Genomic DNA, 11,748 nt, shown 5'->3' on the forward strand with positions numbered 1-11,748 from the left:
ATGCGGGTGTGGTCCTGGGTGATCGTGACCGTGCAGGGTTCGGAGCGTAAGAGGGCTTGGCGCTTCGTCGGGGAGAAGGGAGCCCCCTTCCGACGCACCTCCTTCGGCCGGAAGTGGCGACGCGCCCGTGCCGCTGCCGGTCTCCCGGACGGCTTCCGCTTCTACGACCTTCGTCACACCGGGCACACCCTCTCGACCCGCTCGGGCGCCACCCTCAAGGACACGATGGTTCGCGCCGGACAGTCCTCCGAGAAAGCCGCGCTGATCTATCAGCACTCCGACGAGGCGCGGCAGCGAGAGGTGGCCGCAGGCCTCGATGACCTGGTCCGCGCCGAGCGTGCGAAGCACCACAAGGAATATCCCGCGCACCACAGCGAGGAGGCCGCGGAGAGCTAATGGTGCGGTTGTGGTGCGCGCCCCGCTCACCGGTCTAGACAACAAAGAACCCCCGGGCCCATGGCCTGGGGGTTTCACATGGAGCGGGTGACGAGAATCGAACTCGCGCTCTCAGCTTGGGAAGCTGATGTTCTACCATTAAACTACACCCGCGTAAGACGCCGGTTCGACCGGTGTCGTAATGCCTCGTCACTCTACCTCATGTCAGACCCCCGGCGTTGAAGCCGTGGGGTCTGAGTGCGTTAACGGGGTGTGACAGGGCTGCGGGGGGCCGGAGTTGGGGCGTACGGTGGAGGGGTGGGAGAGGGTCCGGGAGTGGCCGGAGTGCCGCCTGGAGAGTCGTTCCTTCCATCCCGTAATGTGGCATTTGTCGTCCGGCGAGCAACAGCCGGACGGGGCTCTTGGGGAAGGGACTCTGGGACTTGATGGAACGCACCGTCGTCCGCTGTGCCGATGGGCACGTGTTCAGCACCGCTTCGTTCCCGATGCAGCAGGCCGAGCGGCTCGGCCCCGGTCGGCTGGTCCGATGTCCACGGTGTGCGCGCCTTCGTAGCGTCGTACCGGTGACCTTGGAGAAGCACTAGCCACGGCAGCGATCACCCGGCAGTGACACAGGCGCGCGGTGTCCGATTCGAATCGGTCCGCGCGCCTTGCGTATCCTCGGGACGTGCTTCTCTCAGACAAGGACATCCGGGCCGAGATCGACGCCGGGCGGGTACGGATCGATCCCTACGACGAATCCATGGTGCAGCCGTCCAGCATCGACGTGCGCCTCGATCGCTACTTCCGGGTGTTCGAGAACCACCGGTACCCGCACATCGACCCCTCCATCGAGCAGGCCGATCTGACGCGGCTCGTGGAGCCGGAGGGCGACGAGCCGTTCATTCTGCACCCCGGGGAGTTCGTGCTCGCCTCGACGTACGAGGTCATCACGCTTCCCGACGATCTCGCGTCGCGCCTTGAGGGGAAGTCCTCCCTCGGGCGGCTCGGGCTCGTCACCCACTCCACCGCCGGGTTCATCGACCCCGGCTTCAGCGGGCACGTCACCCTCGAGCTGTCCAACCTCGCCACCCTCCCCATCAAGCTGTGGCCCGGCATGAAGATCGGCCAGCTGTGCATGTTCCGGCTGTCCTCGCCGGCCGAGTTCCCGTACGGCAGCGAGCGCTACGGCTCCCGGTACCAGGGGCAGCGCGGGCCCACCGCCTCCCGTTCCTTCCTCAACTTCCATCGGACGCAGGTGTGAGCATGAGCGACGCAGCCGTACGGGAGAACCTCACCTACGAGCGCTTCGGCACCGCCGTCCGCGAACTCGCGCAGACCATCGCCGACGACGGGTACGAGCCGGACATCGTGCTCAGCATCGCCCGGGGTGGTGTCTTCGTCGCCGGGGGCCTCGCGTACGCCCTCGACTGCAAGAACATCCACCTGGTCAACGTCGAGTTCTACACGGGCGTCGGGACGACCCTGGAAATGCCCGTCATGCTCGCCCCCGTCCCCAACGCCATCGACTTCTCCGACAAGAAGATCCTGATCACCGACGACGTCGCCGACACCGGCAAGACGCTCAAGCTGGTGCACGACTTCTGCCTCGACCATGTCGCCGAGGTGCGTTCCGCCGTGATCTACGAGAAGTCGCAGTCGCTGGTGAAGTGCGAGTACGTGTGGAAGCGGACCGATGACTGGATCAACTTCCCGTGGAGCGTGTTGCCTCCGGTACATAGGTCGGGGGAGGCTCCGAAAGAGAACAGGGAAGCCGTCTGACCTGCGAGAGTCATGGCTTCGGCCGGGATCGTTTAGAAACGTCCGGTCGAACGTCGGCCTGACCAGGTGCGCTCCCCCATGCGAACTCCGGGGATGCCGGGGAACGGGCCGGAGCACGAGGCCGGCCCGCCGGGTCAGGAACGGATGAACGCGAGGATGTCCGGGTTGAGGACCTCCGGGTGCGTCGACAGCATCCCGTGCGGATAACCCTCGTAGGACTTGAGGGTCCCGTTCTTCAGCAGCTTGACCGTCAGGGGTGCCGAGTCGTCGTACGGGACGACCTGGTCGTCGGTTCCGTGCGCGACGAGGACGGGCACCTCGATCTGCCGCAAGTCCTCGGTGAAGTCGGTCTCGGAGAACGCGGCAACGCACTCGTAGTGCGCGTTGGCCGCGCCCATCATGCCCTGGCGCCACCAGTTGTCGATCAAACCCTGCGACACCTGCGCTCCGGGACGGTTGAAGCCGTAGAACGGCCCCGAGGGAATATCGATGAACGACTGAGCCCGGTTGCCGGCAACGCCCTCACGGAAGCCGTCGAAGACCTCCATCGGCAAGCCGCCCGGGTTGGCCTCCGTCTTCAGCATCAACGGTGGCACCGCGCCCACCAGCACCGCCTTTGAGGCACGGCCGGGCTTGGCGCGGGCGACGTAGCGGGCGACCTCGCCACCGCCGGTGGAGTGGCCGATGTGTACGGCGCCCCGCAGGTCGAGTGCGTCGGTCAGGGCGGTCACGTCCGCGGCGTAGGTGTCCATGTCGTGGCCGGTCGCGGTCTGGGTGGAGCGTCCGTGGCCACGGCGGTCGTGGGCGATGACTCGGTAGCCCTGCGCCAGGAAGAACAACATCTGATTGTCCCAGTCGTCGGCGCTCAGCGGCCACCCGTGGTGGAAGACGATCGGCTCCCCGTCCCGAGGACCCCAGTCCTTGTAGAAAATCGTGGTGCCGTCGTCGGTCGTGACTGTACCCATCGCAGATCCTCCGCTCGTCCAGGCGCACCCCAGCTACGGAGCAATGGGTGGGGGCACGCGGGACATCACGCCCAGCGGGCGCGGTCCGGATGTATGCCCACATTACGCCCTGCCCCTGCGGGCCACATCCGCAGCTTGTCGACGTCTGCCAAGCCTCAGAGACCGCCTCAACTGGCTTGATCGTCAGGCTTGGCGGCTTGAGGCCTCGTGACAGTGCTGTGGCGAAGTCGTTGAAATAACAGCGTGGTTAGGCCTTGGCCAACGCCGTACGCTCCCCTCTGATCAGATCTGGTTCTGATCAGCTCCGGTCGGATCGATTCCGACCGGTCAGAGACTCCATGGGGGGACGTTCATGCGCGCAACCACGCGCCTTGCCCTGCTCGGCACCAGCCTCGCGCTGGCCGTCACCGCGGTCGGCGCCACCAGCGCCCAGGCGGACGACGTAGGTGCCGGGAACATCACGATCGACAAGGCCGTCGTCAACGGCGGCAAGCCGGTCGTGGTGGGCACCACCAACGCGGTGACCGCCAAGGTGTCCGTGACCGCGACCGACAACTCGGGCATCGCCAAGGCGTCGTACATCAGCGGCGACGGGCCCGGCCCGAACTTCGCGACGATCTGGTACGACGACGGCGACATCACCTGCGTCGCAGTCAGCGCCACCACGTCGACCTGCTCGGGCACACTGACCTTCGACCCGCAGGCGGAGACCGGCTTCGCCAACAACGCCGCGGCGGGCACCTGGAACCTCGGCGCGCTCGTCTCCGCCAACGACTTCGACTACATCCGCCGTGACGCGGCCACCACCTTCAAGGTGCAGCGCGCCTCGAAGCTGACGGTCAACGCCTCGCCGGAACCGGTGAAGAAGGGCAAGACCCTCACCGTCACCGGCAAGCTCTCCCGGGCCAACTGGGAGGACAACCTCTACCACGGGTACGCCGGCCAGCCGGTCAAGCTGCAGTTCCGTAAGAAGGGCTCCAGCACCTACACGACCGTCAAGACCATCAAGACCGACTCGACGGGCAACCTCAAGACGACCGTCACCGCCGCCACCGACGGCTACTTCCGTTACTCCTTCGCGGGCACCTCGACCACCCCGGCGGTCAGCGCGGCCGGTGACTTCGTGGACGTCCAGTAGCCAGGACGAACTTGCCCGCCGCGGCGCGGCCTTCGCAGAGATCTTCGAGGCGGTGATGGCCCGCCTGGCCATCACCTGACCTCGAACCGGGATCAGAACGTGCCGAGCTTCACGATCGACAGCAGTGCGATCAGCTGGATCGTCGACGCGCCCAGCGCCTTCGGCCACGGCAGGTCGTGGGACTTGGAGACCATCAGGGTCAGCAGGGCGCCCGCGGCCACCCAGGTCGCCCAGCCGAGGGCCTGGACGAAGGTCGCGTCGCCGCCGAAGAACATGGCGAAGACCAGGCGGGGGGCGTCCGTGAGGGACATGATCAGCATGGAGAGGCCGACCGTGGGCTGCCAGGCGCCGTCGCCGCCGAGCTGGCGGGCCAGGGTGTGGGTGACCACGCCGAGGATGAACGACGACAGGACCATGGCCACGGCCGTCGTCAGGACGATCGGGACCGCGTTCGAGAGGGTGGCGTTGATCGCCTCCTCGCGGGCGCCGTCGAAGCCGAAGACCGCCAGCAGGCCGTAGAGGAAGGTCACGATGAGGGCGGGGCCCCACATCGTGTAGTCGCGCATCTGGAGGAAGGTCTGGTTGGGGGCCATGACGATGCCCCTCAGCAGGTCCTTCCAGTGCAGGCGGGGGCCGACCGGGCCCGCGGGGGGCGTGGAGCCGGCGCGGTAGGTGCCGCCCTGGTTGTACGGGTCCTCACCGACCTGGAACGCCTGGGTGTGGCCCGGCTGGTTCGCCGCGTACGGGTCGGGGCCGGCGGGGTGCTGCTGGCCGTAGCCGCCGTCGCCGAAGTACTCCGGCTCGTCGTAGCCGCCGCCCTGGTGACCGCCGCCGTACCCCTGCTGCTGCCCGGGGTACGGCTGCGGCGGCGCGGGGTAGCCGCCGTACGACGGTCCCTGCGGGGCCTGCTGCCCGTACGGAGGTTGTTGCGGTCGCGTGTGAGGAGCGCCGTTGTCCCGGCCGCGTCCGATCCTGAATCCAGCCACGCCTTCGAACGTACCTGGTCCCGGAGAGTGGCGTGCCGGGCCCGAGCGTTCGGGCCCGGCTTTGCTGCCGAGCTGTGACATCCCTTACGGGGAATCCCTGAAGGTCATGGGGTTTTCCCCGGGGCGGGCGGCCACTGCGCGGCCGCGCATCGGTCAGCCTTCCAGCACGTCGCCGAAGTACGCGTCGCCCGCCGGGCCGCCCAGCGTCGTGCCGGTGAAGGACTTCGAGCCCGTGGCCGTGATGCCGGACGTCGTGGACTTCAGGAACCAGACCGCGCCGTCGCTCGTGTTCTCGCCGGACGCGGAGGCGACCAGTTCGGTGCGGCCGTTGTTGTCGATGTCCGTGAGCTGGACCGCGTAGCCGAACTGGTCGTCCGACTCGGCCGTGCCGGGGACGTTCGTGGTGTTCTGGGAGTAGGACTTCGAGCCGGTGCCGGTCAGGCCACTGGCCGAGCCGCGCAGGATCGTGACCGTGCCCGCGTGCCTCGCCGAGCCGATGGTCTCCTGGGCGGCGCCGACGGCGACGTCCGGGAAGCCGTCGCCGTTGACGTCGCCGGCCGACAGGCTCCAGCCGAAGAAGTCGTTCTTCTCGGCCGTGTCCGGGACGCCCGCCGAGTCCTGCGTGAACTTCACCGGGGTGCGGGTGGACAGGCCGGTGGCCGCGCCGTACGTCACCGTCACCGCGCCGCCCAGGCCGCCGTTCGGCTCGGTCGCCGACTTCTCCATGAAGTTGCCGGTGACGATGTCGCCGTAGCCGTCCTTGTCGACGTCGGCGATGACGCCCGCGTAGCCGCCCGCGAGCTTCTTGCCGGCCTTGACGGTGGTGGTGGCGTTGCCGGTGTAGAGGACGCTGCGGGTGCGGTAGTCGCCGGTGCTGGTCTCCTCCTGGCCCATGACCAGCAGGTCCGTCTTCCCGTCGCCGTTGACCTCGCCCGCGATCAGGCCGTCGGGGTAGATCGTGGTCTGGTCGACGGTGTCGACGCCGACCAGCGAACTCGCCTTGCCCGCGCGGGAGATGGGGCCCTTGAAGATGTTCAGGGCCGGCGTGGAATTGTTGCCGGCGGCGAGGTCGGTGTGGCCGTCGCCGTCGAAGTCGCCGGCCGCGATGACCCAGCCCAGCTCGTTGCGGTACCGCGGCAGCGGGGAGGAGATGTCGGTGCCGGTTTTGATGCCGGTCGCGCCGCCCCACAGCACGGTCAGCGCGCCGAAGGAGTCGGTGGTGCCGATCCGCTCGCCGTGCACGCCGACGACGAGGTCGGTGTAGCCGTCGCCGTCGAAGTCGCCCGAGGTGAGGCGGTCGCCGAAGTAGTCGGACGCCTCCGGGGTGCCCGGGATGCCGTCCGTGGCCTGGCTGATGATCTGGCGCTTGCTCGTGTCGAGGCCGCTCTTGGTGCCGTAGACGACGGCGACGTAGCCCGCGCCGGTCTTGCCGCTCACCTTGGCGATGGGGGCGGCGATGGCCACGTCGCGGTAGCCGTCGCCGTTGAAGTCACCGGCGAGACCGGAGGGGGCCGCGGCGGCGGTCGTGGCGGAAGCGAGGGTGAGCAGACCGCCGGTCAGGGCGGCGGCGGTGGCGGCCGCGAGGACGGTTCTCAGGGGGCGCATAGAGGTGCTCCAGTAAGGCGCATAGAGGTGTTCCAACAAGGGGGAGGAAGGGGGGTCAGTCGAGGAAGCCGCCGCCGTACTCCGGCAGGTGGACGGAGCCCGTCGCGGTCGGGGTGGTGCCGGTGCCGCGCATCAGCAGGCCGTCGCCGCCTGCGCCCACCGCCAGGTCCGCCTTGCCGTCGCGGTCGAGGTCGCGCAGGCGGACCGCGGAGCCGAAGGAGACGTAGGAGTCGGCCGGGCCGAGGACCGTCTGCGGGATCCAGGTGGAGCGGGTGCCGGTCAGGCCGCCGGAGCCGCCGCGGAAGACGGTGACGCCGCCCTGGTCCTCCTTGCCGTCGACGTCCTCCTGCGGGACGCCGACCGCGAGGTCCGCGTAGCCGTCGCCGTTGGTGTCGCCGGCCGAGACGGAGTAGCCGAAGTTGTCGCCCGCCTCGGGGCTGCCGGAGACGCCGGAGGAGGCCTGGTTGTACGTCATCGAGCCGCTCGGCCCCGACGACGTGCCGCGCCAGACGCTGACGATGCCCTTGCCGTCGTTGTTGTCGGGCAGGCCGACCGCGATGTCGCCGTAGCCGTTCTTGTCGAAGTCACCGATCGCGGCGCCCCACGGCTGGCTCGCGTACGTCTTCGAGGCGCCCGAAGTCAGGCCGGACGCGGCGCCCTTGAGGTACCAGACGCGGTTGGCCTCGGTCTGGCCGGTGAACTGGGTGCCCAGGATCACCAGGTCGGTCTTGCCGTCGCCGTTGACCTTGCCGGCGGCCAGGCCGTACGAGTACCAGCCCGCGCCCTCCTTGTCGATCTTGGTGACGCTGCCCGTCGTACCGGACTTGGTGAACGGGCCCCGGTACAGCCACGCCTCGCCGCCGCCGATCACCGTGAGGTCGGGCGAGCCGTCGCCGTTGAAGTCGCCGGTGGCGAGCTCGCTGCCGAAGTGGGACTGGGAGCCGCTCGCGCCGGACTTGGGGGCGAGGCTGGTGCCGCCGGACAGGCCGGTGCGGGAGCCCCAGACGATGGTGACCGTGCCGCGGTACTTCGCGCTGCCCACGTGCTCGGTGCTGTTGCCGACGATCAGGTCCGCGTAACCGTCCTTGTTGAGGTCGGCGCTGCTGAGCGACTCGCCGAAGTAGTCGTCCTCCTCGCCGGTGCCGGGGATGCCGGGGCTGTCCTGGTGGACGACCTGGGTGTGCGCGGTGTCGAGGCCGCTCGCCTTGCCGTAGACGACGGTGACGGCACCGCCCAGCCAGCCGCCGGGGCCGGAGATCCCGCTGGAGTAGTTGCTGTAAGCCAGGTCGCGGTAGCCGTCGCCGTTGAAGTCGTCGTAGTGCTTGGCGACGGCGGCGGAGGCCGGGGCGGCGAGGAACAGCGGGGTGAGGCCGGTCGCCAGGAGGGTGGTGGTGAGGGCGGCGGCGGTGCTTCTGCGCATGGAGGGGTCCTCCCGTGGCTGGGGTGGGGGACCGCGCGCGTTCTCCGGGGAGCGGTTCACGGCTCACCTCGGGCCCACAGCGCGGTCGGCGATCAGGAGACCGCTGCCGTGAGGCAAGGGTTGTACGTGAGTTCGGTAAATTTTTGTGCGAGCTGAGGCGGGTGGGGTGTGCGTGCCGGTGCGTGCGTGCCGTCACGTTCCGAGGAACGCCGCCGTCGAGAAGGTGACCGTCGGCTCCGCCGTCACCAGGCCCTTCTCCGTCCCGGAGAACACCGCGACGCTGTCCTTCGTCTCGCCCCGGTAGGTGCGTACCGCGAGGTCCGCCCGGCCGTCCCCGTCGAAGTCGCCGACGCCGACGACCCGTGTCGTCCCGACGGCCTTCGGTGCCACGGTGACCATGGCCGACGCGGACAGTCCCTTCGTACGGCCGCGGAAGACCTTCACCCGCGAGCCGCTGGAGACGAGTTCGCTCAGCCCGTCGCCGTCGAAGTCCGCGGCGTCGAGCATCGAGCCGGGGGAGGCGAGGGTGCCGCGGACGGCGGTGGGCAGGTCGTAGCGCACGGCGGTGCCGCCCATCGCGCCGACCGCGGCGTCCCAGGCCTTGCCCGCCCCGAAGCGGCCGAGGGCGACGTCGATGCCGGTGGGGAGGGTGGCGCCGGTACGGGCCGGGCCGGCGGGGCCGCCGAGGACGAGGGCGGAGGCGGCGGTGCCTTCGGCGGTACGGACGACGAGGTCGTCGTAGCCGTCGAGGTTCACGTCGGCGGCCGGGCCGACCGGCACCTGTCCCGGCGACCGGATCGGCGCACCGGCCTGGCGGGGGCGCCCCTTCCGGCTGAACGGGCCCTGGAGGAAGCTCAGTTGGCCGCCCGAGGCGTGCAGGACCAGATCCTGGTCGCCGTCGCCGTCGAAGTCGCCGCACACCGGCTGGTCCGCCCAGTCGTTGCCCGCGCGGGACTTGGCGGGGACGGCGAGCTTGACGGCCTTGCCGGTCAGTCCGGTGGGGGAGCCGAACAGGACTTGGAGCGGGACGGGCGGCTGCCCCTGTCCGTCGAAGGGCGGGTCGGTGGAGACGACGAGGTCGGTGAACCCGTCCCTGTCGAGATCACAGCTCGCCTCCGCGTCGAAGACGGCGGGGAGTTGGCCCTTGGTGGCCACCGCCTGCTTCTTCGCGCTCACCAACTGCCGCGCCCCCGGCCGCAGTCCACGCGCGCTGCCGTAGACGATGCCGATGCCGGGGTCGTCGGTGTGGCTCTCCGCCTTGACGAGGTCGTTGAGGACGAGGTCGCGGTGGCCGTCGCCGTTGAAGTCGTCGGCGACCTTGCTGCCGTCGCCGCGCGGCACGGGCAGCAGGGCGGGCGCGCTGTTGGCCCGTACGGGGGTGCCGGTCGGGTCGGCGGAGCTCTCGGCGCGCTGGGTGGGGCCGCAGGAGGCGACCAGCAGCACAGCGCAGAGAACTGCCGTCCCCGTCCCGGCTCTTCGCACGCGCACCGCTCACCCCGTCAGCATCATCGACAACGACCTCGCAATGATGCACGTGTTCGACCGCGGGGTTAAGGGGTGGGAGGGGTCGGCTCAGTCACTCGTCGGCTCGGCGCAGTCACTCGTCGGCTCGGCTCAGTCACTCCCGTCGTCGCTGGAGCTGGAGTTGGAGCGGTTGCTCCCTTTGCTGCTCTTCGCGAGCACCCTTACGACCTCGCCCAGCCCGGTCGTCACCACGGCCACGCCCCGCACCCACCGCGGCCCGCCGCGCGCGGCCCACACCACGCAGACGCACCCGAAGATCACGAGCGCGAGCACGCCCAGCAGCACCACGAACCCCATGCTTCCCCCACCTCATCCATGCCTACGGTCCGATGATCCTCTCAGTGGCGCGCGGGGACGCGAAAAACGCTGGTGGGGCGGGGGCCGTGATGTTCGGATGGGGCGATGCAGCGCGAGGTGTCGATGAGTGTGGACCGAGGGAACTACCAGGACGCCGTGACCCCCTGGGAGCGGTCGGAGTGGCGGGAGGGCGCGCTCGGGTGGGTGGAGGCTCAGCTCGCCGCGCGTGGGCTGCGGCCGGCGGGGCGGGGGCAGTGGCGGGTGCGGCTGCGGCCGTGGTCGGTGCTGGTGCGCATCGGCGTGCGGGACGGGGCCGATGTCTGGTTCAAGGCCAACCCGCCCGCGAGCGCCTTCGAGGGCGCGCTCACCGCCGCGCTGGCCGGCTGGGTGCCGGAGCATGTGCTGGAGCCGCTCGCCGTGGACGCCGGACGCGGCTGGGCGCTGCTGCCCTCCGGCGGTGAGGTCTTCCGGGACGTGCTGGAGCGTGGCGCCGCCGACGTGCGGGCGTGGGAGGGGGCGTTGTGGCAGTACGCGCGGATGCAGCGCGCGCTGGTCCCGTACGTCGACGAGATGAGCCGCCTCGGGGTGCCCGACGCCCGCGCCGCGGCTCTCCCCTCGATCTTCGACAGCGCGCTGGCGGCGAACACCGCCCTGGACCCGGCGGACCGGGCCCGCCTGACCGCGCTCCGCCCCCGCCTCCTCGACTGGTGCGCGGAACTCGCCGAGACGGGCGTCCCCGACTCCCTCGACCACTGCGACCTGCACGACGGTCAGCTCTTCCACCCCGAGCCCGGCCGCTTCACCTTCTTCGACTGGGGTGACGCCAACATCTCCCACCCTTTCTGCAGCTTCACCGTCCCCGCCCGCCGCGTCCGCGAACGGTACGGCCCCGAGGCGCTGCCCCGGCTCCGCGACGCGTACCTCGAACCCTGGACCGGCGACGGCCGTACGCTGCCGGAACTGCGCCGCGCCCTGACCCTGGCGACCCGCCTGGGCGCCCTCGCCCCCACCCGCGCCTGGACCCGCCTCTTCCCCGGCACGAGCCTCCCGGCGGCGGACGCGGCGTGCGCGGAGTGGCTGAGGGGGCTGTGCACCGAGGAGCACCCGCGGTGAAACGATGATCGCCATGACGTACTCGGCCGTCCGACTCCCCCAGTACACGAAAGCCGACCTCGACGAGATCACCGGTGGCATCGACGACCCCTTCGAGGTGGCCGCGCTCGGGGTGCGGTCCCGGGACAAGGACGTGCACTTCGGCGTCCGCCACCAGGGGCGGCTGGTGGCGCACGCCGGGCTGGTGGACGCCGCGGTGTCGGTCGGCGCGAGGCGGTTCCCGGTGGCAGGGCTCGGCGGGGTGGTCGTCGCGCCGGACCTGCGGGGCCAGGGGCTGGCGCGGCTGGTGGTGGAGGCCGCCGTCGCCCACGCCCGGGGCACCGGCGCGGACTTCGGGCTGCTGTTCTGCCTGCCGGACCGGATGCCGCTGTACCGGCGGCTGGGCTGGCGGGAGTCGGCCGACGGCATGCGGGTGGAGCAGCCGGGGGAGACCGTCGTCGACCATCCGCTGCACACGATGTGGCTGCCGCTGGCCGAGGGCGTCGTGTGGCCGGCGGGGCGGGCGAGGCTGCATTCGCTGCCCATGTAGGGCGCCGCTGCAAC

11 protein-coding genes, 1 tRNA gene and 1 pseudogene are annotated in these 11,748 nt (G+C 70.3%); 6 read left to right on the top strand and 7 right to left on the bottom strand.

The genetic code is table 11. The features are described from left to right. Positions 1-63: 63 nt before the first annotated feature. A pseudogene (locus tag CRP56_RS22655) lies at positions 64-396 on the top strand (tyrosine-type recombinase/integrase); the annotation flags it as partial. 79 nt (positions 397-475) lie between these two features. Here CRP56_RS22655 and CRP56_RS22660 read toward each other — a convergent pair. Then, positions 476-549: transfer RNA gene (locus CRP56_RS22660), tRNA-Gly, on the bottom strand. Positions 550-1,063: 514 nt separating this feature from the next. Between CRP56_RS22660 and dcd the strand changes: the two genes are divergently transcribed. Together dcd and CRP56_RS22675 are read left to right on the top strand one after the other, a co-directional pair. Then, positions 1,064-1,639 carry a dCTP deaminase gene (gene dcd / locus CRP56_RS22670; RefSeq protein WP_079305965.1) on the top strand — a complete coding sequence of 192 codons (576 nt, stop codon included), beginning with the start codon at positions 1,064-1,066 and terminating at the stop codon, positions 1,637-1,639. 2 nt (positions 1,640-1,641) lie between these two features. Then, positions 1,642-2,157, top strand: coding sequence for a phosphoribosyltransferase (locus CRP56_RS22675; RefSeq protein WP_097266751.1), 516 nt, complete (start codon positions 1,642-1,644; stop codon positions 2,155-2,157). 134 nt (positions 2,158-2,291) lie between these two features. On the opposite strand, the gene CRP56_RS22680 is transcribed toward CRP56_RS22675, so the two are convergent. Beyond that, positions 2,292-3,122, bottom strand: a complete 831-nt coding sequence (locus CRP56_RS22680) for an alpha/beta fold hydrolase (protein WP_097266754.1) — start codon at positions 3,120-3,122, stop codon at positions 2,292-2,294. A gap of 352 nt (positions 3,123-3,474) precedes the next feature. Between CRP56_RS22680 and CRP56_RS22685 the strand changes: the two genes are divergently transcribed. Continuing rightward, a complete protein-coding gene (locus CRP56_RS22685) occupies positions 3,475-4,260 on the top strand; it encodes a calcium-binding protein (protein WP_097266756.1) in 786 nt (261 codons plus the stop codon). A gap of 92 nt (positions 4,261-4,352) precedes the next feature. Here the strand turns inward: CRP56_RS22685 and CRP56_RS22690 are convergent, their stop codons facing one another. The 5 genes from CRP56_RS22690 to CRP56_RS22710 form a co-directional block, all read right to left on the bottom strand. Next, complete coding sequence (locus CRP56_RS22690; RefSeq protein WP_097266758.1) at positions 4,353-5,327, bottom strand: Yip1 family protein; 975 nt, start codon at positions 5,325-5,327, stop codon at positions 4,353-4,355. A 72-nt stretch (positions 5,328-5,399) separates the two neighbouring features. Continuing rightward, positions 5,400-6,851 (bottom strand): FG-GAP-like repeat-containing protein, encoded by a 1,452-nt coding sequence (locus tag CRP56_RS22695; protein WP_097266761.1) that lies wholly within the window; start codon positions 6,849-6,851, stop codon positions 5,400-5,402. A 55-nt stretch (positions 6,852-6,906) separates the two neighbouring features. Beyond that, positions 6,907-8,271 carry an FG-GAP-like repeat-containing protein gene (locus tag CRP56_RS22700; protein WP_097266763.1) on the bottom strand — a complete coding sequence of 455 codons (1,365 nt, stop codon included), beginning with the start codon at positions 8,269-8,271 and terminating at the stop codon, positions 6,907-6,909. Positions 8,272-8,463: 192 nt separating this feature from the next. Further along, positions 8,464-9,759, bottom strand: a complete 1,296-nt coding sequence (locus CRP56_RS22705) for an FG-GAP repeat domain-containing protein (protein ID WP_097266765.1) — start codon at positions 9,757-9,759, stop codon at positions 8,464-8,466. 126 nt (positions 9,760-9,885) lie between these two features. Continuing rightward, entirely contained in the window at positions 9,886-10,092 is a 207-nt protein-coding gene (locus CRP56_RS22710) for a hypothetical protein (RefSeq protein WP_097266767.1), read from the bottom strand. Between the two features lie 123 nt (positions 10,093-10,215). On the opposite strand from CRP56_RS22710, the gene CRP56_RS22715 reads away from it, so the two are divergent. Together CRP56_RS22715 and CRP56_RS22720 are read left to right on the top strand one after the other, a co-directional pair. After that, positions 10,216-11,205 carry an aminoglycoside phosphotransferase family protein gene (locus CRP56_RS22715; protein WP_257040892.1) on the top strand — a complete coding sequence of 330 codons (990 nt, stop codon included), beginning with the start codon at positions 10,216-10,218 and terminating at the stop codon, positions 11,203-11,205. A gap of 13 nt (positions 11,206-11,218) precedes the next feature. Further along, the gene (locus CRP56_RS22720; protein WP_257040893.1) at positions 11,219-11,734 is read left to right on the top strand and encodes a GNAT family N-acetyltransferase; all 516 of its coding nucleotides are present in this window, start codon (positions 11,219-11,221) and stop codon (positions 11,732-11,734) included. The last annotated feature ends 14 nt before the right edge of the window (positions 11,735-11,748 follow it).

It is taken from the genome of Streptomyces sp. TLI_55 (genome assembly GCF_900206255.1).
Lineage (GTDB): Bacteria > Actinomycetota > Actinomycetes > Streptomycetales > Streptomycetaceae > Streptomyces > Streptomyces aquilus.